Origin of the sequence: Pseudomonas pudica, from assembly GCF_015680405.1 — a bacterium.
Taxonomy (GTDB): Bacteria; Pseudomonadota; Gammaproteobacteria; order Pseudomonadales; family Pseudomonadaceae; genus Aquipseudomonas; species Aquipseudomonas pudica.
Genome location: NZ_JADLJS010000030.1, coordinates 35557 through 58120 on the forward strand (window position 1 = coordinate 35557; position 22564 = coordinate 58120).

A 22564-nucleotide genomic window follows, 5' to 3' on the forward strand; every position below is an offset into this window, starting at 1 on the left:
TTTCGTCGGCCAGGTCCCCCCGTGAGTCAGTCCCGGTTCAACTCTGTCTTCCTCGTCCAGCGCCTTACCCTGCTGCGCACCTTGCAGCGCATGGTGGGCAACCCCAACACGGCCGAGGACCTTTTGCAGGAAACCTACCTGCGGGTGTCCCGCGCCCTCGGTGAACGGCCCATCGAACACATCGAACCGTTCGTGTTCCAGACCGCACGCAACCTGGCCCTCGACCACCTGCGCGCGCGCCGAGTGCAATCGCGCATGCTGGTCGACGACGTGCCCGACGAGGTCCTGCACAGCGTGGCCGCGCCGGCCACCAGCAGCGAGGATGCGGCCCATGCCGAGCAGCTACTCAAGCACCTGAGCATCAGCCTCAACCAGCTGAGCGAACGCCAGCAGCGCATCTTCATCCTCAGCCGCCTGCATGGCGCCACCTACCTGGAAATCGCCGAACAACTGAATGTTTCGCCCAGCACGGTACAGAAGGAACTGAAACTGATCATGGCGATCTGCATGGGGGTCGCCGACCGCCTCAAGTGAGGCAACGCAAAGCCCTTGCCACGCCCCGCCTCAGCCTTGATCATTCGCAAAAACCATTCAAGGATTCACCGTGACCGACAGCCCCCCTCGCCCGTCACCCGCCGGGCCCAGTGCTCGTGCTCGTGCCATGGACGAGGCGCTGGACTGGCTGGTACGCCTGCAATGCGCCGACGCCAAGGACACCCAGGCCTTCGAAGCCTGGCTGAGCGCAGCGCCGGAAAATGCCGAGGCCTATGTCGAGGCAGAAGCCCTGTGGAACGGCGCACCGCTGCACCAGGCGGCCGTGCAGATGCATCAGCAACAGCGCCGCTCGTGGCGCGGGCGCCTGCGCAGCCACTGGAAACCCCTGGCCACGGCGGCGCTGCTGCTGGTCGGGCTGTTCACCCTGGGCAACTTGCCCATACGCCTGCAGGCCGACCACTTGACGGTGGTGGGCGAGCGCCAGCGCCTGCAGCTGGAAGACGGCGTGAAAGTGCTGCTCAACACCAATTCGGCATTTGCCAGCGAGCAGCGTGACGGCCACCAGATCGCCCGCCTGCTACAGGGCGAGGCTTATTTCCAGGTCCCCGAGGGCGCGCTGCTGCCACTGGAAGTGCAGGCCGGGCCGTTGCGCGCGCAGGTGCGCGACACCGACTTTGCCGTGCGCTACCTCGATGGCGAGGCACAGGTGCGGGTGCAGCGCGGCGATGTCGACCTGCAGGGGGCCCGCGACCAGCGCATTCGCCTGAGCGCCGGCGACAGCATCAGCGTCGGCCCCCAGGGGTTCGGCCAGCGCCAGCGCCCCGACATGCACAAGGACCTGGCCTGGGTCGACGGCCGCCTGGTGTTCGAGAATTGCCCGCTGAGCCAGGTGCTGGCCGAGGTGCAGCGCTACTACCCAGGCTGGATCATCAACCGCAATGCGCAGCTGGAAGACATGGCAGTCACCGGCAACTACCGCCTCGACCAGCCGCTGCAAACCCTGCGCGCGCTGGCCCACATCACCTCGGCACAGCTGCATGAGTACCCGGCGCTGGTCATCCTGAACTGATCCGCAAATCTGAAACTCGACACGCTCCCATAGAAATCGCGATACAGATCGCCAGACCGCAATCCAACTTTTTTTACGCAGTCACGCTACCCCGCCCGTCTCGTTATAGCCAATGCAACTGATTCTCGTTTGAAAACGAGTACAGCCATCACCTATAACAGCCCGCGCGTCAGGGAGCGCTTCCGATGTCCACAGGTCCTACCCGCCCCTCCACCCTTCCTCGCCACAGAGGGCAACTGTCCCTCCTGAGCCTTTCCCTACTGAACCTTGCCCTGCTCGCCAGCGGTGCCATAAGCCTGCCGGCACTGGCCACCGAAACGGCACAGGCCAGCAGCCCGCGCATGGGCGACTACCGCTTCAGCATCGGCCAGCAGCCGCTGGTTTCGGCCATCAATGCTTTCAGCCAGGTCACCGGCTGGCAGGTCGGCTTCAGCGCCGAACTGGCCGACGGCGTGGCATCGCCAGGGGTGCAGGGTTCGCTACCCCCGGAAGCCGCGCTCAAGCGCCTGCTACACGGCACCGGCCTGGGCTTTCGCAAGATCAGCAGTGGCAATGTGGTACTCGAACGCCAGGCCAGCGCCAACGTGATTGCCCTGCAACAAGTGACCGTCAGCGCCACCCGCAGCGCCCAGGACGTCAGCCAGGTGCCGAGCACCGTCAGCGTGCAGACACGCGAGCAACTCGACCGGCAGAACGTCAACAACATCCAGGACCTGGTGCGCTACGAACCGGGCGTGTCGGTAGCTGGCACCGGCCAGCGCAGCGGCCTGAACGGCTACAACATCCGTGGCATCGACGGCGAGCGCATCCTCACCCAGGTCGATGGCGTGTCGATCCCCGACAGCTTCTTCTTCGGCCCCTACGCCCAGACCCAGCGCAACTACGTGGACCCGGAGATCGTCAAGCGTGTGGAAATCCTCCGCGGCCCGGCTTCGGTGCTGTACGGCAGCAACGCCATCGGCGGGGCAGTGAGCTACTTCACCCTCGACCCGGACGACATCATCAAGCCGGGCAAGGACGCAGGCGCCCGCCTGAAGACTGGCTATAGCTCGGCCGACGAGAGCTGGCTGACCTCCGCCACCGTCGCCGGCCGCCAGGGCGACTTCGACGGCCTGTTGCACCTGAGCCAGCGCAACGGCCACGAAACCGAGACCCACGGTGGCCACAGCGGTGACGGCCTGGCCCGTACCGAAGCCAACCCGATGGATGTGCGCACCACCAACGTGCTGGCCAAGCTGGGCTGGAACTACGCCGACGACGCGCGCCTGGGCTTCACCTACGAACACTACAAGGATGACCGCGACCAGAACATCCTCAGTGCGGTGGGCGGGCCCTTCATTCCTGGCCTGGGTGCCTCGGGTTACTACAAGGCGCGTAATGGCAACGACACCATCACCCGCGAACGCTTTGGCATCAACCATGAGTTCGGCCTGGATTCGCTGGTCGCCGACCATGTGAAGTGGAGCCTGAACTACCAGATCGCCAAGACCGACCAGCACACCGAGGAGGTCTACGCACCACCTGGCCGTCAGGTACTGCGTACCCGCGACACCCTCTACAAGGACCGCCAATGGGTATTCGATGCCCAGCTGGACAAGGCTTTCAGCCTCGGCGCCACCGACCACCTGCTGACCTACGGCACCACCCTCAAGCACGAGAAGGTCACCGGTTCGCGCAGCGGCACCGGCACCTGCCTGGCCGTTGGTTCAGGTTGTTCCGCCGCTGGCGCCGAGCGCCCGGCAGACGGCCAGGCGCTGGTCAGTGACTTCCCGGACCCGACCGTGAACACCTACAGCCTGTTCGTACAGGATGAAATCCGCTGGAACAACTGGACCTTCCTGCCTGGCGCTCGTTACGACTACACGCGCATGAAGCCCAGGTTCACCGAGGAATTCCTGCGTGGCCTGGAGTCCTCCGGTACCGTGCCCACCTCCCAGGACGATTCGGACAAGAAGTGGCACCGTATCTCGCCCAAGTTCGGCCTGACCTACGCCTTCAACGACAACTACACCTGGTATGGCCAGTACGCCGAAGGTTTCCGCACCCCGACCGCCAAAGCCATGTACGGGAAGTTCGAGAACATCGAGCAAGGCTACCGCGTAGAAGGCAACCCGGGCCTCGAACCCGAAAAGAGCAAAAGCTATGAAACCGGCCTGCGTGGCAACTTCGACGCAGGTAATTTCGACGTGGCGGTGTTCTACAACAAGTACCGCGACTTCATCGACGAAGATGCCGTACAAAGCGCCAACCTGGAGCAGACCTTCAAGGCCAACAACATCAAGCACGCCACCATCAAGGGTGCCGAGGTCAAGGGCCGCCTGAACCTAAACCACTTCGGTGCGCCGCAGGGCCTGTATACCCAGGGCTCGATCGCCTACACCTATGGCCGTAATGATGACACCGGCGAGCCACTGAACAGCGTCAACCCGCTCAAGGGCGTGTTCGGCCTGGGTTACGAACAACAGCACTACGGCGGCCTGCTGAGCTGGACACTGGTCAAGCGCAAGACCCGCGTCGACGACAGTACCTTCTACTCGCCCGACGGCTCGAGTTCCAAGTTCCGCACCCCAGGCTATGGGGTGCTGGACCTGACCGGTTACTACAAGGTTACCGACGATGTGACCATCAACGCCGGCCTGTACAATCTCACCGACAAGAAGTACTGGCAGTGGGATTCGGTACGCAGCTACGACGGCCAGGGTGAAGCGGCCGTGACCCAGCCGGCCAACATCGACCGCCTGACCATGCCGGGGCGCAACTTCGGCATCAATGTGGTCTGGGATATCTGACCTGAATTATCGCTGACAGGCTTGTTTCGTCAGTGCCGGCCTCTTCGCGGGTAAACCCGCTCCCACAGGGGCATCGCAGGCCCGAGGTTTGCGCAATACCTGTGGGAGCCGGTTCACCCGCGAAGAGGCCATTACTACCAGCACAAATACCGGCTTTTTTTACTGTTCCATCCCCACTGGTTCGTCTTGTCTCTAGACGCCCTTTTTTCCAAGGAATGCCCTATGACCGACCGCCCAGCCCTGCGCTCCCAGCGCCTGAAACAGATCACCCACACCCCTCATGCCGAACTGGATGCACTGGTCAGTTCCCACGCCCCTTTCGACAGCCGCGAAAGCTTCGCCCGCTTCGTGGCCGCCCAGTACTTGTTCCAGGCCGAGCTGCAGGCTCTGTACAACGACCCGCAACTGATCGCCATCGTCCCCGACCTGGCCGAGCGCTGCCGTGCCGAACAGGCCCGCCTGGACCTCGCCGACCTCGACACCGCAGTACCGCCAGCCGTGCCGGGGGCCCTGCGCAACCCGAGCCTGGGCGAGGCAATGGGCTGGATCTTCGTCTCCGAAGGCTCCAAACTGGGCGCTGCGTTTCTGATCAAGCGTGCCGTGGCCCTGGGACTGTCCGACAACTTCGGTGCTCGACACCTGGGTGAACCGGCCGGCGGCCGTGCTGAAGGCTGGAAGCAGTTCACCCGCATTCTGGATGGCCTGGCCCTGTCCACCGAAGAGGACACCGCTGCCGAACGCGGCGCAGTTGCTGCCTTCGAGCGCTTCACCGAACTGCTCAAGCACGCCTACGCTGCGGATGCCGCGCTGGTTTGACACACCGTATCCGGCCACCCTACCGGTGGCCGAACCGCTTTATGCAATGAGACCATGACCCGACCCGCCCGCTCGAAACTTGCCCGCCTGCTGTATGCACTCCTGGCTTACGTGAGCCTGGGCGTTGGCCTGGTCGCGATCGTCATCCCCGGCCTGCCGACCACCGAATTCATCCTGCTGGCCGCCTGGGCGGCCACGCGCAGTTCACCGCGCCTGTCTGCCTGGCTGGAGAACCACCGGCTGTTCGGGCCGATCCTGCACAACTGGCGCAATGGCAAGGTTATCCAGCGCCGGGCCAAGGTCAGCGCGACCCTCAGCATGCTGCTGTGCGCGGGCCTGATGCTGACGTTCCTGGAACACCGCTGGCCGGTGTTTCTGGCCATTGCCGGCATGGCCCTGGGCAACCTGTGGATCTGGTCCCGCCCGGAGCACGCCCCCTGCCCTGTCCGGTCACAAGCTCAGCAGCCCTGAGTACAGGGCATAGGCCGCCAGGGCGGCGCCGGCCAGCACGGCGGCGAAAATCAGCTTTTCCCAGGCAGTGAACAAGGCCTTTCCCTGCTCATGCTTGGCCCGGGCGAACAGGATAACGCCCGGCGCGTACAGCAGCGCCGACAGCAACAGGTACTTGAGCCCGCCGGCGTACAAGAGCCACACCGCATATACCAGGGCAATCAGCGCTACCAGCAGGTCCTTGCGGCGCAAGGCCGGCTGCCCGTCGTAGGTTTCTGCACGTACCGCCAACAGCACGGCGTAGGCCGCCGACCACAGGTAGGGCACCAGGATCATCGACGACGCCAGGTAGATCAGGCTGGTATAGGTACCGGCGGAAAACAGCGTGATCAGCAGGAAGCCCTGGATCATGCAGTTGGTCAGCCACAGGGCGTTGGCCGGCACATGGTTGGCGTTTTCCTGGGCCAGGAAGCGCGGCATGGTCTTGTCCCGTGCCGTGGCAAAGAGGATCTCGGCGCACAGCAACGCCCAGGACAGCAGCGCGCCAAGCAGCGAAACCGCCAGGCCGATACTGATCAGCAAGGCGCCCCAGGGCCCGACGATATGCTCCAGCACCGAAGCCAGTGACGGGTTCTGCAGCCCGGCCAGTTCCGGCTGGGTCATCACCCCGAGCGACAGCACATTGACCAGCACCAGCAGCGCCAGCACCCCCAGGAAACCGATCACGGTGGCCTTGCCGACATCCGAGCGGCGCTGGGCGCGCCCGGAATACACACTGGCACCCTCGATGCCGATGAACACGAACACAGTCACCAGCATCATGTTGCGCACCTGCTCCAGCACGCTGCCGAACTGCGGGTTGCTCAGACCCCAGATGTCACGGGTGAAGATATCGGCGCGAAAGGCAAATGCCGCTATCACCACGAAGATCAGCAATGGCACCACCTTGGCAACGGTGGTCACCTGGTTGATGAACGCCGCCTCCTTGATGCCGCGCAGCACCAGGAAATGCACCGCCCACAGCAGCAGCGACGCGCAACCGATGGCAATTGGCGTGTTGCCCTCGCCAAACACCGGGAAGTAGAACCCCAAGGTGCTGAACAGCAGCACGAAATAGCCGACGTTGCCCAGCCAGGCACTGATCCAGTAGCCCCAGGCCGAGGAAAAACCCATGTACTCGCCAAAGCCGGCCTTGGCGTAGGCGTACACCCCCGAGTCCAGCTCAGGCTTGCGGTTGGCCAGGGTCTGGAACACAAAAGCCAGGGCCAGCATGCCGATTGCGGTGATACCCCAACCGATCAGCACTGCCCCCACATCGGCACGCGCCGCCATGTTTTGCGGCAAAGAGAATATTCCGCCACCAATCATCGAGCCGACCACCAACGCGATCAGCGCACCCAGGCGCAGCTTTTGTCCCGGTTCGCTCATGAGCTTTCCTTTTTTAACGCGCTGTCATGGGTTTGAAACAGCCATGCCGTCCATATAGATGGCGTTACTTATAATGATCCGGACCAATGAAGCTATAGCACTAATAACTGCTTTGTCTATGCCCGCTTCCAGTAAAAACTAGCAGCTCGCGAGCAACTAGAGAAGGGCCCGATAAAGCTCGAAATTCTTGTGAAAAATTTGCGAAAGCGGCAAAAGAGGCTAGCTTCAAGCTTCGCAGGCTGAACAGAGCGTTTGCTCTAGAAGGACATGGAGGTGCCAGCGTGCAAGGCCTGCAGCAAAAGTTGTCGGCACTCTCCGGGAGCTCCGTGAAGGAATTTTCCTACTTCACGTCGCCATGAACTGACCCAAGTCAGCGAATGGCAGCGGCGTCGGATTTACGCTGTCGTCAACTTTCTCCTGGCAGGAGTTGTTAAATGTCTGATTCATCCGGAAAACTAAAGCTCGGCGCGTTAGTTGCACTTGTCGTCGGTTCGATGATTGGTGGCGGGATCTTCTCGCTGCCGCAAAACATGGCTGCCAGCGCAGGGGTTGGCGCTGTGCTGATCGGTTGGGCGATCACCGCGGTCGGCATGCTGACCCTGGCGTTCGTGTTCCAGACCCTGGCCAACCGCAAGCCTGACCTGGATGGCGGGGTGTATGCCTACGCCAAGGCCGGTTTCGGCGACTACATGGGCTTCTCCTCGGCCTGGGGCTACTGGATCAGTGCCTGGCTGGGCAACGTCGGCTACTTCGTGCTGTTGTTCAGTACCTTGGGTTACTTCTTCCCGATCTTCGGCGAAGGCAACACCCCGGCCGCCATCATCGGCGCGTCGGTGCTGCTGTGGGCAGTGCACTTCCTGGTGCTGCGCGGCATCAAGGAAGCGGCGTTCATCAACCTGGTCACCACCGTGGCCAAGGTGGTGCCGCTGCTGCTGTTCGCCCTGATCTGCCTGTTCGCCTTCAAGCTCGACATCTTCACTGCTGACATCTGGGCGGTTGGCACGCCAGAGCTTGGCAGTGTGATGAACCAGGTGCGCAACATGATGCTGGTCACCGTTTGGGTGTTCATCGGCATCGAGGGTGCGAGCATCTTCTCGTCGCGGGCGGAAAAACGCTCTGACGTGGGTAAGGCCACGGTCATCGGCTTCGTCACCGTGCTGCTGTTCCTGGTGCTGGTCAACGTACTGTCGCTGGGCATCATGACCCAACCGGAACTGGCCAAGCTGCAGAACCCGTCGATGGCTGCCGTGCTGGAGCATGTGGTCGGCCACTGGGGCGCGGTGCTGATCAGCGTCGGCCTGATCATTTCGCTGCTCGGGGCACTGCTGTCGTGGGTGCTGCTGTGCGCCGAGATCATGTTCGCCGCCGCCAAGGACCACACCATGCCGGAATTCCTGCGCCGCGAGAACGCCAACCAGGTACCGGCGAACGCCCTGTGGCTGACCAACGCCATGGTACAGATCTTCCTGGTGATCACGCTGTTCTCCAACAGCACCTACCTGTCGCTGATCTACCTGGCCACATCGATGATCCTGGTGCCCTACCTGTGGTCGGCAGCCTATGCCGTGCTGCTGGCAGTGCGTAGCGAAACCTACGAACAGGCCTTGGCCGAACGGCAGAAGGACCTGGTGATCGGTGGTATCGCCCTGTTGTACGCCATCTGGCTGCTGTACGCCGGCGGCGTGAAATACCTGCTGCTCTCGGCCCTGCTCTACGCACCTGGCGCGATTCTGTTCGCCAAGGCCAAGCGTGAGGTTGGCCAACCTGTCTTCACCAACGTGGAAAAACTGATCTTCGCAGCCGTGGTCATCGGCGCCCTGGTGGCAGCCTTTGGCCTGTACGACGGCTTCCTGACTCTTTGACCCACGTCTTCGTTCAACTGGAGGAATGAAATCATGTCCGCTGAAAAACAGAAGTACGGTGTCCACTCCGAAGCCGGCAAACTGCGCAAAGTGATGGTTTGCTCGCCGGGCCTGGCGCACAAGCGCCTGACGCCGAGCAACTGTGACGAGCTGCTGTTCGACGACGTGATCTGGGTCGACCAGGCCAAGCGTGACCATTTCGACTTTGTCACCAAGATGCGCGAGCGTGGCGTGGATGTGCTGGAGATGCACAACCTGCTGACCGAAATCGTCCAGCAACCCGAGGCACTCAAGTGGATCCTCGATCGCAAGATCACCCCGGACACCGTCGGCGTGGGCCTGACCAACGAAGTACGCAGCTGGCTCGAAGGCCTCGAGCCACGCCACCTCGCCGAGTTCCTGATTGGCGGCGTTGCCGGGCAGGATCTGCCGCAGAGCGAGGGTGCCGAAGTGGTCAAGATGTACAACGACTACCTGGGCCACTCCAGCTTCATCCTGCCACCGCTGCCCAATACCCAGTTCACACGTGACACTACCTGCTGGATCTACGGCGGCGTCACGCTCAACCCGATGTACTGGCCAGCGCGACGCCAGGAAACCCTGCTGACCACCGCCATCTACAAGTTCCACCCCCAGTTCACCAACGCCGACTTCCAGGTCTGGTACGGTGACCCGGACAAGGACCACGGCCAGTCCACCCTAGAAGGCGGCGATGTCATGCCGATCGGCAAGGGCATCGTGCTGATTGGCATGGGCGAGCGCACCTCGCGCCAGGCCATCGGCCAACTGGCGCAGAACCTGTTCGCCAAGGGCGCCGTCAAGGAAGTGATCGTCGCGGGCCTACCAAAATCGCGCGCCGCCATGCACCTGGATACCGTGTTCAGCTTCTGCGACCGCGACCTGGTCACGGTCTTCCCGGAAGTGGTTAAAGAGATCGTGCCGTTCATCATTCGCCCGGATGAAAGCAAGCCCTACGGCATGGACGTGCGCCGCATCAACAAGTCGTTCATCGAAGTGGTGGGCGAACAACTGGGCGTCAAGCTGCGCGTGGTCGAAACCGGAGGCAACAGCTTTGCCGCCGAGCGCGAACAGTGGGATGACGGCAACAACGTGGTGGCCATCGAGCCGGGCGTGGTCATTGGCTACGACCGCAATACCTACACCAATACCTTGCTGCGCAAGGCAGGTGTCGAAGTCATCACCATCAGTGCCGGCGAACTGGGCCGGGGCCGGGGCGGCGGCCACTGCATGACCTGCCCGATCGTGCGCGACCCGATCGACTACTAACGACCATTGCACCCGGCCGGGCCCACAACGCACCGGCCGGGACACTACCGAATCCAAGGAGAAGCTGTCATGGCGTTCAATATTCACAACCGCAACCTGCTCAGCCTGGAACACCACACCACCCGCGAGCTGCGCTACCTGCTGGACCTGTCCCGCGACCTCAAGCGCGCCAAGTACACCGGCACCGAGCAACAGCACCTGAAAGGCAACAACATCGCGCTGATCTTCGAAAAAACCTCTACCCGTACCCGCTGCGCCTTCGAAGTGGCCGCCTATGACCAGGGCGCCAATGTCACCTACATCGACCCGACCTCCTCGCAGATTGGCCACAAGGAAAGCATGAAGGACACCGCCCGCGTGCTCGGGCGCATGTACGACGCCATCGAGTACCGTGGCTTCAAGCAGGAAATCGTCGAAGAACTGGCCAAGTTCGCCGGCGTACCGGTGTTCAACGGCCTGACCGACGAATACCACCCCACCCAGATGATCGCCGACGTGCTGACCATGCGTGAGCACAGCGACAAACCGCTGCACGACATTAGCTACGCCTACCTGGGCGACGCCCGCAACAACATGGGCAACTCGCTGCTGCTCATCGGTGCCAAGCTCGGCATGGATGTGCGCATCGCCGCGCCCAAGGCGCTGTGGCCGCATGATGACCTGGTCGAGCGTTGCCGCAAGTACGCCGAGGAAAGCGGCGCGCGCATCACCCTCACCGAAGACCCGGTTGCCGCGGTCAAGGGTGTGGACTTCGTGCACACCGACGTGTGGGTATCGATGGGTGAGCCGATCGAAGCCTGGGGTGAGCGCATCAAGCTGCTCAAGCCGTATCAGGTGAATGCACAGCTGATGAAGTCCACCGGCAACCCGCGGACCAAGTTCATGCACTGCCTGCCGGCGTTCCACAACTCTGAAACCAAGGTAGGCAAGCAGATCGCCGAACAGTACCCGGACCTGGCCAACGGTATCGAAGTGACCGACGACGTCTTCGAGTCGCCGGCCTGCATCGCCTTCGAGCAGGCGGAAAACCGCATGCACACGATCAAGGCGATCCTGGTATCGACCTTGGCTGACCTGTAAAGGCTGACTCGGCAAGCCGGGCAACCCGGATCCCTGTGGGAGCGGGTTTACCCGCGAATGCATCAGTAGCACCAGCCGCGTTGCATGGGCTGACGCTTTCGCGGGTAAACCCGCTCCCACAAGGGGGCGGCGATACCGGTCGAGTACAGCGCTCCCTTCTTTTCGTTAAAGGACATTCCCCATGCGTATCGTTGTTGCATTGGGCGGCAACGCCCTGCTGCGTCGCGGCGAGCCCATGACCGCTGACAACCAGCGCGCCAATATCCGCACCGCCACCGAACAGATCGCCAAGATCCACCCAGGCAACGAACTGGTCATCGCCCACGGCAACGGCCCGCAAGTCGGCCTGCTGTCGCTGCAAGGCCTGTCCTACAAGCCCGACGAGGCCTACCCGCTGGACGTGCTGGGTGCCGAGACCGAGGGTATGATCGGCTACATGATCGAACAGGAACTGGGCAACCTGCTGGCATTCGAGGTGCCGTTCGCCACCCTGCTGACCCAGGTCGAAGTGGACGCCAACGACCCCGCCTTCAAGGACCCGACCAAGTTCATCGGCCCGGTCTATGGCAAGGAAGAGGCCGAGCGCCTGGCCAAGGAAAAGGGTTGGGTGGTCAAGGCCGACGGCGACAAGTACCGCCGTGTGGTGGCCAGCCCGAAACCCAAGCGCATCTTCGAGATCCGCCCGATCAAGTGGCTGCTGGAAAAGAGCAGCATCGTGATCTGCGCCGGCGGCGGCGGCATCCCCACCATGTACGATGAAAACCGCAAGCTGAAGGGCATCGAGGCGGTGATCGACAAGGACCTGTGCTCGGCCCTGCTGGCAGAGCAGCTGGACGCCGACCTTCTGATAATCGCCACCGACGTCGATGCCGCCTATGTTGACTGGGGCAAGCCCACGCAAAAGGCCATTGCCCAGGCCCACCCCGACGAACTCGAACGCCTCGGCTTCGCCGCCGGTTCCATGGGGCCGAAGGTGCAGGCAGCCTGCGACTTTGCCCGCAACACCGGCAAAGTGGCAGTGATCAGTTCGCTGGAGAACATCGAAGACATCGTCAAAGGCACCGCCGGCACGCGGGTTTCCACCGCCAAGCCGGGGATCAGCTACCGTTGAATGCAGTGGGCGGGCGTCAGCGCCCGCCATTTTCGACCTTCCAAAGGAGCTTGCCATGGCCCAGTACCAGCCCGGTCATGTACACATCGAGCGCACTGCGCTGAACCAGAACGACCACAGCTATGACCTGAACATCGAATACGAGGCAGTGTCGGACCCCAAGGAAGGCAGAGGCATCCAGTTCAAGATGCATGGCAGCATCGAAGGCAAGCCAGTGGAAGAAAAGTTCTTCCTGGCCAAGGACCAAGTGTTGCCCAGCTTCCTCATGCAGCTGAGCCGAAGGGCGCAGTCGTACCTGCCGTCACCGAAGAAATTCGAGAACCTGAGTTCGCCGCACAAGCTTTATGACCATATGTTCGCGGACATTCGCGAAAAGCTGGATGTGAAATCGGGCGATCCGATCAAGCCTGAACATCTGGAGTGATTTCAGGATCCGGGGGCTGCTTTGCAGCCCATCGCGACGCAAGGCCGCTCCTACAGGGATCGCGTCACTGTCGGGACCTGTAGGAGCGGCCTTGCGTCGCGATAGGGCCGCAAAGCGGCCCCGGCGATGTTGAGGCATACTACCGCACTCCCCGGCCACCACTTCACTGTCCCCCATGCGCATCCACGTCAGCTTCATCGACCGCGTCGGCATCACCCAGGAAGTCCTCGCCCTGCTCGGTGCCCGCAACCTCAACCTGGACGCCGTGGAGATGGTCCCGCCGAACGTCTACATCGACGCCCCTACCCTCAGCCCTGCCGTGCTCGAAGAACTGCACGACGCGCTGTTCGAGGTACAGGGCGTGCAATCGGTGGACGTGGTCGACATCCTCCCAGGCCAACGCCGGCACCTGCAGCTCGATGCCCTGCTGGCGGCGATGAGCGACCCGGTGCTGGCCGTGGACAGTGCCGGCAAGGTGCTGCTGGCCAACCCGGCGCTGATCGAACTGTGCGGCCGCGAATCAGCTGGGCGCTCGGTGGGTGAACTGTTCGGTGACCCGGCGCTGCTGCAGGCCCTGCTGGACAACAATTTCCACCTGCCCATGCGCGAGATGCAGCTCAACGGCCAGAGCTTGCTGCTGGACGCCATGCCGATCACCAACGCCGGTGGCCTGCTGACGCTATACCCCCCTACACGCATGGGCGAACGCCTTTCGGCCCTGCACCACGACCATGCCGAAGGCTTCGATGCCTTGCTCGGCGAATCACCGGCAATCCGCACTCTCAAGGCCCGCGCCCTGCGCGTGGCGGCACTCGATGCACCACTGCTGGTGCATGGCGAAACCGGCACCGGCAAAGAACTGGTAGCCCGCGCCTGCCACGCCATCAGCAGCCGCCACGCAGCGCCATTCCTGGCCCTGAACTGCGCTGCGCTGCCCGAGAGCCTGGCCGAGAGCGAATTGTTCGGCTACGCCCCAGGCGCCTTCACCGGCGCGCAACGGGGCGGCAAACCCGGGTTGATGGAACTGGCTAACCAGGGCACGGTATTTCTCGATGAAATCGGCGAGATGTCGCCATACCTGCAGGCCAAGCTGCTGCGTTTTCTCAGCGATGGCAGCTTCCGCCGGGTGGGTGGCGACCGCGAAGTGAAGGTGGATGTACGCATCATCAGCGCCACCCACCGCGACCTGGAGCGCATGGTCGCCGAAGGCAGCTTCCGCGAAGACCTGTTCTACCGCCTTAACGTGCTCAACCTGCAAGTGCCGCCGCTGCGCGACCGTGGCCAGGACATCCTGATGCTGGCGCATTTCTTCATGCAGCAGGCCTGCACGCAGATCCAGCGCCCACCCTGCCGGCTGACCCCGGCCACCCATTCGGCACTGCTGGCCAACCCTTGGCCGGGCAATGTGCGCCAGCTGCAGAACGTGATATTCCGCGCCGCAGCCATTTGCGAGGGCAACCTGGTGGATATCGGTGACCTGGACATCGCCGGCACCTCGGTGGCCCGTGGCCAGGACGGCGAAGTGGCCAGCCTGGAACAGGCCGTAGGCGATTTCGAGCGCGAGTTGCTGCAACGCCTGTACGCAAGCTACCCATCGACGCGGCAACTGGCAGGGCGCTTGCAAACTTCACATACCGCCATTGCGCAGCGCCTGCGCAAATATGGAATACCAGGCAAAGCCTGATACCTGCCAGATATTGTCAACGGGGGCTGCTACGCAGCCCATCGCAGGCAAGCCAGCTCCCACAGGTATCGCACACGTCCTGAATTGTGCGCGATACCTGTGGGAGCTGGCTTGCCTGCGATGGGCCGCAAAGAGGCCCCTGATAGTTATTGTAATAATCCGGTTGTTATTCAGGCTTTTCCTACGCCAGTGAAAGATACTCTCCCACGGATGCCTCGTAGAATGATGACAGTGTATTCCCATCTGTCACCCCACTTGTCCGCCCCATAGCGGGAAGTGGTCCGCTACTGGATATAACGAGAACACCTGATGTTTGAACTCGATTTTTACGGGACGCTTGTAGCCGCCTCTTTGGTACTCCTATTGGGACGCGGCCTGGTTGCGCGTATTGGTTTCTTGCGCACTTACAATATTCCGGAACCTGTCGCTGGCGGCTTGGTAGTCGCCTTGGCGTTCCTGGCGTTGCGCAGCTTCGATATCCACGTGCAATTCGATACTTCACTGCAAACCCCTCTGATGCTGGCATTCTTCGCCACCATTGGTTTGGGTGCAGACTTCGCCAGTCTGAAGAAAGGTGGCCGCGTGGTTACCGTGTTCCTGCTGGTGGTAACCGGCTTGCTGCTGGTCCAGAACGCCATGGGCATCGGCCTGGCAACGGCACTGGGGCTCGACCCACTGATGGGGCTGCTGGCCGGCTCCATCACATTGTCGGGTGGCCACGGCACAGGCGCTGCGTGGGGGGCCACGTTCACCGAAAAGTTTGGCCTGGCCTCGGCCTCCGAATTGGCAATGGCATCAGCTACATTCGGCCTGGTACTGGGTGGCCTGATTGGTGGCCCGGTCGCCCGGTTGCTGATCAAGCGAGTAGCGACGCCAGGTATCGAAGAAGCAGCGCCACAACTGCCCAAAGGTTTCGAACAACCGGACAAAGAACGCCTGATTACGCCGTTTTCATTTATCGAGACACTTGCGCTTATCGCCGTCAGTTTGCTCGTGGGTTCGTTACTTAACGGTTTACTGAAAGGCACGGCGCTTGAACTGCCAACGTTCGTTTGCGTGCTGTTCGTGGGCGTGGTGTTGCGAAACGGCCTTTCGGCGCTCGGCTTTTATCAAGTATTCGAGCGGGAAGTCTCGGTATTGGGCAATGTGAGCTTGTCGTTGTTCCTGGCCATTGCCTTGATGTCGCTCAAGTTGTGGGATCTTTCAGCGCTGGCTTTACCGTTCTTTGCATTGCTCGCCGCACAGACATTGGTCATGGCACTGTTCGCGATATTCGTCACGTTCCGGGTCATGGGTCGCAACTATGATGCAGCGGTACTGGCTGCCGGGCACTGTGGCTTCGGCTTGGGCGCAACGCCAACGGCAATCGCCAACATGCAAGCGGTGACCCAGCGCTACGGAGCCTCGCGCATTGCCTTCCTGGTCGTGCCGATGGTGGGGGCGTTCTTCATCGACATCATCAATGTCATCGTCATCAAGCTGTATCTGGCATTGCCCTGGTTTGCCTAGATCGAAGTCAGGCCATGTTCCAGGGCGTATTTCACGAGCGGCGCAAGTGTCGTGGCCGAGCATCGCGTCCTCAACACTATGTATTGATTTCAATACGCCGTATTGAAATCAATACACATCCATTCGGATACGACTGTGCAAGGGTTTGATCCCCAAACCCTTTTCCATCACCCTCCTGCTGTAGCGTTTTCATTCCATCAAATGGATAAAATAATCACGCTAAATAGATAACTTATTGATTAATAACATTTTTTAACGATTGGCCGCATTTTTGCTAAGGGAATCCCAACCCCAAGAGCGCGGAGCCACTGCGCCTAACGCCCTGCTTCCCGAGGATTCCCCATGAGCGAGTTGCGTTTCACTGAAGATCACGAATGGCTGCGCGTCGAAGCCGATGGCAGCGTCACCGTGGGCATCACCGCCTACGCCCAGAACGCCCTTGGCGATGTGGTTTTCGTGCAACTGCCAGAGTTGCAGCAGTATGAGAAAGGCAGCGAAGCGTCCACCGTCGAGTCGGTCAAGGCCGCCAGCGGTGTGTACATGCCCCTTACCGGCGAAGTGGTCCAGATCAACGACCAACTTGAAGACAGCCCGGAGCTGGTCAACGAAGACCCGATGGGCGAAGGCTGGTTCTTCCGCTTCATTCCCGCCGACGTCAGCGCCGTGGCCGCCCTGCTTGACCAGGACGCCTACGACCGCCTGATCAAAGCCAACGACGACGCCTGAGGAACCCTGCCATGACCATCAACCTCGGCACCGCCAACGAATTCATCGCCCGCCATATCGGCCCGCGCGCCGCTGACGAGCAGGCCATGCTGGCCGCCCTCGGCTTCGACTCGCTGGAAGCCATGACCGCCGCGGTCATTCCCGACAGTATCAAAGGTACCAGCGTGCTCGGCTCGCACGATGGCCAGAGCGAAGCCGACGCGCTCGCCGCGCTCAAGGCCATCGCCGGCAAGAACCAGCTGTTCAAGAGCTACATCGGGCAGGGCTACTACAACACCCATACCCCAGCGCCTATCCTGCGCAACCTGCTGGAAAACCCGGCCTGGTACACCGCCTATACCCCGTACCAGCCAGAAATATCCCAGGGCCGCCTGGAAGCGCTGCTGAACTTCCAGACCCTGATCAGCGACCTGACCGGCCTGCCGATCGCCAACGCCTCCCTGCTCGACGAAGCCACCGCTGCGGCCGAGGCCATGACCTTCTGCAAGCGCCTGTCCAAGAACAAGGCCAGCCACGCCTTCTTCGCCTCCGTGCACTGCCACCCGCAAACCCTGGATGTGCTGCGCACCCGCGCCGAGCCACTGGGCATCGAAATCGTGGTCGGCGATGAGCGCGAGCTGGGCGATGTCAGCGCCTTCTTCGGCGCCCTGCTGCAGTACCCGGCCAGCAACGGTGAAGTGTTCGACTACCGCGAAGTGGTCGAGCGCTTCCACGCCGCCAACGCCCTGGTCGTCGTGGCCGCCGATCTGCTGGCCCTGACCCTGTTGACCCCGCCGGGCGAGTTCGGCGCCGACGTGGCCATCGGCAGCGCCCAGCGCTTCGGCGTGCCGCTGGGCTTCGGTGGCCCGCACGCGGCCTACTTCTCCACCCGTGATGCGTTCAAACGCGACATGCCGGGCCGCCTGGTCGGCGTGTCGATCGACCGCTTCGGCAAGACAGCCCTGCGCCTGGCCATGCAGACCCGCGAGCAGCACATCCGCCGCGAAAAGGCCACCAGCAACATCTGCACCGCTCAGGTGCTGCTGGCCAACATCGCCAGCATGTTCGCCGTGTACCACGGCCCGGCCGGCCTCAAGCGCATCGCCGAACGCACCCATGCCCTGACCGCGATCCTGGCCGCCGGCCTGAAGACGCTGGGCGTGCAGGTAGTGGGCGCCAGCGCCTTCGATACCCTGACCCTGGCCACCGGCAGTGCCACTGCCAGCCTGCATGACAAGGCGCGCGCCCAAGGCATCAACCTGCGCCAGATCGACGCCGCCCACGTGGGCCTGTCGCTGGACGAAACCAGCAGCCAGGCCGATGTCGAGGCCCTGTGGCAATTGATCGGTGGCGACCAGGCCCAGCCAGACTTCAACGCTCTGGCCGCCAGCACCGGCTCGCTGCTGCCTGCCGCCCTGCTGCGCCAGTCGGCCATCCTGCAGCACCCGGTGTTCAACCGCTACCACAGCGAAACCGAGCTGATGCGTTACCTGCGCCGCCTGGCCGACAAGGACCTGGCGCTGGACCGCAGCATGATCCCGCTGGGCTCGTGCACAATGAAGCTGAACGCCGCCAGCGAAATGATCCCGGTCACCTGGGCCGAGTTCGGCAACCTGCACCCGTTTGCCCCGGCCGAGCAGAGCCAGGGCTACCTGCAGATGACCACCGAGCTGGAAGCCATGCTTTGCGCCGCCACCGGCTACGACGCCGTGTCGCTGCAACCCAACGCCGGTTCCCAGGGCGAGTACGCAGGCCTGCTGGCTATCCGTGCCTACCACCGCAGCCGTGGCGAAGGCCACCGCGACATCTGCCTGATCCCGTCGTCGGCCCACGGCACCAACCCGGCAACCGCTCACATGGCCGGCATGCGTGTAGTGGTCACCGCCTGTGATGCCCGCGGCAACGTCGACGTCGAGGACCTGCGCGCCAAGGCCATCGAGCACCGCGAGCGCCTGGCCGCGATCATGATCACCTACCCGTCGACCCACGGCGTGTTCGAGGAAGCGATCGGCGAAATCTGCGCGATCATCCACGACAACGGTGGCCAGGTGTACATCGACGGCGCCAACATGAACGCCATGGTCGGCCTGTGCGCCCCGGGCAAGTTCGGCGGCGACGTTTCCCACCTGAACCTGCACAAGACATTCTGCATCCCGCACGGCGGCGGCGGCCCGGGCGTCGGCCCGATCGGCGTCAAGTCGCACCTGGCGCCGTTCCTGCCTGGCCACGCACAGCTGGAAAACACCGAGGGCGCGGTTTGCGCCGCGCCGTTCGGCAGCGCCAGCATCCTGCCGATCACCTGGATGTACATCCGCATGATGGGCGGTGCCGGCCTCAAGCGTGCCTCGCAGATGGCGATCCTCAACGCCAACTACATCGCCCGTCGCCTGGAAGAGCACTATCCTGTTCTGTATACCGGCGGCAATGGCCTGGTGGCCCACGAGTGCATCCTCGACCTGCGCCCGCTGAAGGACACCAGCGGCATCAGCGTCGACGACGTGGCCAAGCGCCTGATCGACTTCGGCTTCCACGCCCCGACCATGTCCTTCCCGGTTGCAGGCACGCTGATGATCGAACCGACCGAAAGCGAGTCCAAGGAAGAACTGGACCGCTTCTGCGACGCGATGATCCAGATCCGCGAAGAAATTCGCGCGGTCGAGAACGGTAGCCTGGACAAGGACGACAACCCGCTGAAGAACGCCCCGCACACTGCGGCCGAGCTGGTTGGCGAATGGGCCCATGGCTACAGCCGCGAGCAGGCGGTGTACCCGCTGCCGAGCCTGGTGGAAGGCAAGTACTGGCCGCCGGTCGGCCGGGTCGACAACGTGTTCGGCGATCGCAACCTGGTCTGCGCCTGCCCATCGATCGAGAGCTATCAGGACGCCTGACCAGGCGCTCTGGCCTCATCGCCGGCAAGCCAGCTCCCACAGGGGCCTCACCGCACCCAAGGCTGGTGCAATACCTGTGAGAGCTGGCTTGCCAGCCCTTAAGGGCTCACCTGTTTTCCAAGGCTGGTGCAGTACCTGTGGGAGCTGGCTTGCCGGCGATCGAGTGCGCAGCACTCGCCTTACCTACCGGAGGGAATGAGCAATGTCTTTGAGCGTCTTCGACCTGTTCAAGATCGGCATCGGCCCCTCCAGCTCGCACACGGTCGGCCCGATGCGCGCCGCCGCGCGTTTCGCCGAAGGGCTGCGCCGTGATGACCTGCTTGCCCGCACCGTCAGCGTCAAGGCAGAGCTGTATGGCTCGCTCGGCGCCACCGGCAAGGGCCATGGCAGTGACAAAGCCGTGCTGCTGGGCCTTGAGGGCGAGCACCCCGATGTCATCGACACCGACACCATCCCTGCCCGCCTGCAGGCCATCCGCGACAGCGGTCGGCTGAAACTGCTCGGCGAGCACAGCATCGCGTTCATCGAAAAGCAGCACCTGGCGATGATCCGCAAGCCGCTGGACTTCCACCCCAACGGCATGATCTTCCGCGCCTTCGACGAGGCCGGCCTGCAAATCCGCAGCCGCGAGTACTATTCGGTGGGCGGCGGTTTCGTGGTCGACCAGGACGCCGCCGGCCACGACCGCATCGTCGAGGACAGCACACCGCTGACCTACCCGTTCAAGACCGCCAAGGAGTTGCTCGGCCACTGCACCGGGCAAAACCTGTCGATCAGCCAGGTAATGCTGGCCAACGAGGCGGCCTGGCGCCCCGAAGCGGAAACCCGTGCCGGGCTGCTGCGCATCTGGCAGGTGATGCAGGATTGCGTCGAAGCCGGCTGCCAGCATGAAGGCATCCTGCCGGGCGGGCTCAAGGTCAAGCGCCGAGCGCCGGCGTTGTACCGCCAGCTGAGCCGCAACCCGGAGGCCAGCCTGCGCGATGCCCTGTCGGTACTCGACTGGGTCAACCTCTATGCCCTGGCAGTGAACGAGGAAAACGCCTACGGCGGGCGCGTGGTCACCGCGCCGACCAACGGCGCCGCGGGCATTGTCCCGGCGGTGCTGCATTACTACATGCGCTTCGTACCGGGTGCCAACGAGGACGGGGTGGTGCGGTTTCTGCTCACCGCCGCGGCCATCGGCATCCTGTACAAGGAAAACGCTTCCATCTCCGGCGCCGAAGTAGGCTGCCAGGGCGAGGTCGGCGTGGCCTGCTCGATGGCTGCTGGTGCGCTGTGCGAGGTGATGGGTGGCACCGTGCAACAGGTGGAAAACGCTGCCGAAATCGGCATGGAACACAACCTGGGCCTGACCTGCGACCCGATCGGCGGGCTGGTCCAGGTGCCTTGCATCGAGCGCAACGCCATGGGCTCGGTGAAGGCGATCAACGCGGTGCGCATGGCCTTGCGCGGCGATGGGCAGCACTACGTGTCGCTCGACAAGGTCATCCGCACCATGCGCCAGACCGGCGCCGACATGAAAAGCAAATACAAAGAGACCGCCCGTGGCGGCCTGGCCGTCAACATCATCGAATGTTGACCCGACAACAACAGCAAGGAGTCACCGATGTCCGAAACACTGCTCAAGACCCCACTGCACGCCCTGCATCTGGAACTGGGTGCGCGCATGGTGCCGTTCGCCGGCTATGACATGCCGGTGCAGTATCCGTTGGGCGTGCTCAAGGAACACCTGCACACCCGCGAGCAGGCCGGCCTGTTCGATGTCTCGCACATGGGCCAGATCACCCTGCGCGGCAGCGATGCCGCCAAGGCCCTGGAGAGCCTGGTGCCGGTGGATATCATCGACCTGCCGGTGGGCATGCAGCGCTATGCCATGTTCACCAACGAGCAAGGCGGCATCCTCGACGACCTGATGGTCGCCAACCTGGGCGACGACACCCTGTTCCTGGTGGTCAACGCCGCCTGCAAGGACCAGGACCTGGCCCACCTGCAAGCACACATCGGCAGCCGTTGCGAGGTGCAGCCGCTGTTCGAGCAGCGCGCCCTGCTGGCCCTGCAAGGCCCGGCGGCGGTCAAGGTGCTGGAGCGCCTGGCCCCGGAAGTGGCCGGCATGACCTTCATGCAGTTCCGCCCGGTGAAACTGCTGGGCGAAGACTGCTTCGTCAGCCGCTCGGGCTACACCGGTGAAGACGGCTACGAAATCTCGGTACCGGTACATGCAGCCGAAGCCCTGGCCCGCCGCCTGCTGGCAGAGCCCGAAGTACAGCCGATCGGCCTGGGTGCGCGCGACTCGCTGCGCCTGGAAGCCGGCCTGTGCCTGTATGGCCACGACATGAACACCGAGACCACGCCGGTGGAAGCCAGCCTGCTGTGGGCCATTTCCAAGGTTCGCCGTGCCGATGGCGCGCGTGCCGCCGGCTTCCCGGGTGCCGATGCCATCTTCGCCCACCAGCGCGATGGTGTGGCGCGCAAACGTGTGGGCCTGTTGCCGCAGGAACGTACCCCGGTACGTGAAGGCGCGGATATTGTCGATGCAAACGATAAACCTGTAGGCAAAGTGTGCAGTGGTGGCTTTGGTCCGACACTCGGCGCACCTGTAGCAATGGGTTATATCGATAGTGAACATGCTGCTATCGACACCCCGCTGTTTGCGTTGGTGCGTGGCAAGAAGGTTGCCTTGAAAGTCAGCAAAATGCCTTTCGTGGCACAACGTTACTACCGGGGCTGAAGCCGCTTTGTGAAGGTTGCGGGCAGGTTCGACATATTCGTTTTCGAACCTGTCCAATAGCTTTTGAACATGGCGCCAGGCCAGGCGCCATGCCGTTTCCGACAAATCGGTCGGTTATCGGCAAGCGGCCGATTTTCCATACGACCAAGGGCTTGTTTTTCGCTCGGGAGTTGGCGTAGAGTCACTGCACTGTGTTTGCATGGGTCGCAACAGTTCGTGACCTGGGCCAGTAGCCGCAA

17 protein-coding genes are annotated in these 22564 nt (G+C 62.8%); 16 read left to right on the plus strand and 1 reads right to left on the minus strand.

Annotation, left to right across the window (positions count from 1 at the left end):
• Nucleotides 1–21 precede the first annotated feature (21 nt).
• The 5 genes from IRZ77_RS19080 to IRZ77_RS19100 all read left to right on the plus strand — a co-directional run bounded on the left by IRZ77_RS19080 (nt 22) and on the right by IRZ77_RS19100 (nt 5640).
• A complete protein-coding gene (locus tag IRZ77_RS19080) occupies nt 22–534 on the plus strand; it encodes an RNA polymerase sigma factor (RefSeq protein ID WP_025337861.1) in 513 nt (170 codons plus the stop codon).
• A 70-nt stretch (nt 535–604) separates the two neighbouring features.
• Nucleotides 605–1564: a FecR family protein gene (locus IRZ77_RS19085; RefSeq protein WP_196174131.1), complete on the plus strand. Its 960-nt coding sequence runs from the start codon at nt 605–607 to the stop codon at nt 1562–1564.
• 185 nt (nt 1565–1749) lie between these two features.
• A complete protein-coding gene (locus tag IRZ77_RS19090; RefSeq protein WP_108480957.1) occupies nt 1750–4353 on the plus strand; it encodes a TonB-dependent receptor in 2604 nt (867 codons plus the stop codon).
• Between the two features lie 222 nt (nt 4354–4575).
• On the plus strand, nt 4576–5169 hold the full coding sequence (locus IRZ77_RS19095) for a biliverdin-producing heme oxygenase (RefSeq protein ID WP_046616964.1): 594 nt from the start codon (nt 4576–4578) through the stop codon (nt 5167–5169).
• A gap of 54 nt (nt 5170–5223) precedes the next feature.
• Entirely contained in the window at nt 5224–5640 is a 417-nt protein-coding gene (locus IRZ77_RS19100; protein WP_108480956.1) for a YbaN family protein, read from the plus strand.
• Here IRZ77_RS19100 and arcD (IRZ77_RS19105) read toward each other — a convergent pair.
• Nucleotides 5620–7047, minus strand: a complete 1428-nt coding sequence (arcD, locus tag IRZ77_RS19105) for an arginine-ornithine antiporter (RefSeq protein ID WP_046616967.1) — start codon at nt 7045–7047, stop codon at nt 5620–5622. The two genes, IRZ77_RS19100 and arcD (IRZ77_RS19105), sit on opposite strands and share 21 nt — an antisense overlap.
• A gap of 434 nt (nt 7048–7481) precedes the next feature.
• On the opposite strand from arcD (IRZ77_RS19105), the gene arcD (IRZ77_RS19110) reads away from it, so the two are divergent.
• The 11 genes from arcD (IRZ77_RS19110) to gcvT all read left to right on the plus strand — a co-directional run bounded on the left by arcD (IRZ77_RS19110) (nt 7482) and on the right by gcvT (nt 22325).
• Entirely contained in the window at nt 7482–8909 is a 1428-nt protein-coding gene (gene arcD, locus IRZ77_RS19110) for an arginine-ornithine antiporter (RefSeq protein ID WP_046616968.1), read from the plus strand.
• A 33-nt stretch (nt 8910–8942) separates the two neighbouring features.
• A complete protein-coding gene (arcA, locus tag IRZ77_RS19115; RefSeq protein ID WP_196174133.1) occupies nt 8943–10196 on the plus strand; it encodes an arginine deiminase in 1254 nt (417 codons plus the stop codon).
• 69 nt (nt 10197–10265) lie between these two features.
• Nucleotides 10266–11276 carry an ornithine carbamoyltransferase gene (locus IRZ77_RS19120; protein WP_046616970.1) on the plus strand — a complete coding sequence of 337 codons (1011 nt, stop codon included), beginning with the start codon at nt 10266–10268 and terminating at the stop codon, nt 11274–11276.
• Between the two features lie 181 nt (nt 11277–11457).
• Nucleotides 11458–12387, plus strand: coding sequence for a carbamate kinase (gene arcC, locus IRZ77_RS19125; protein ID WP_003257953.1), 930 nt, complete (start codon nt 11458–11460; stop codon nt 12385–12387).
• A 55-nt stretch (nt 12388–12442) separates the two neighbouring features.
• On the plus strand, nt 12443–12811 hold the full coding sequence (locus IRZ77_RS19130; RefSeq protein WP_046616971.1) for a DUF5064 family protein: 369 nt from the start codon (nt 12443–12445) through the stop codon (nt 12809–12811).
• 175 nt (nt 12812–12986) lie between these two features.
• Nucleotides 12987–14495 carry a sigma-54-dependent transcriptional regulator gene (locus IRZ77_RS19135; protein ID WP_046616972.1) on the plus strand — a complete coding sequence of 503 codons (1509 nt, stop codon included), beginning with the start codon at nt 12987–12989 and terminating at the stop codon, nt 14493–14495.
• A 309-nt stretch (nt 14496–14804) separates the two neighbouring features.
• Nucleotides 14805–16004: a sodium/glutamate symporter gene (gltS, locus tag IRZ77_RS19140; protein WP_046616973.1), complete on the plus strand. Its 1200-nt coding sequence runs from the start codon at nt 14805–14807 to the stop codon at nt 16002–16004.
• A gap of 342 nt (nt 16005–16346) precedes the next feature.
• Nucleotides 16347–16730, plus strand: a complete 384-nt coding sequence (gene gcvH / locus IRZ77_RS19145) for a glycine cleavage system protein GcvH (RefSeq protein ID WP_046616974.1) — start codon at nt 16347–16349, stop codon at nt 16728–16730.
• A gap of 11 nt (nt 16731–16741) precedes the next feature.
• Nucleotides 16742–19597 (plus strand): aminomethyl-transferring glycine dehydrogenase, encoded by a 2856-nt coding sequence (gcvP, locus tag IRZ77_RS19150; protein WP_085600596.1) that lies wholly within the window; start codon nt 16742–16744, stop codon nt 19595–19597.
• A 202-nt stretch (nt 19598–19799) separates the two neighbouring features.
• A complete protein-coding gene (locus IRZ77_RS19155) occupies nt 19800–21176 on the plus strand; it encodes an L-serine ammonia-lyase (RefSeq protein WP_196174134.1) in 1377 nt (458 codons plus the stop codon).
• 27 nt (nt 21177–21203) lie between these two features.
• On the plus strand, nt 21204–22325 hold the full coding sequence (gcvT, locus tag IRZ77_RS19160) for a glycine cleavage system aminomethyltransferase GcvT (protein WP_046616977.1): 1122 nt from the start codon (nt 21204–21206) through the stop codon (nt 22323–22325).
• The last annotated feature ends 239 nt before the right edge of the window (nt 22326–22564 follow it).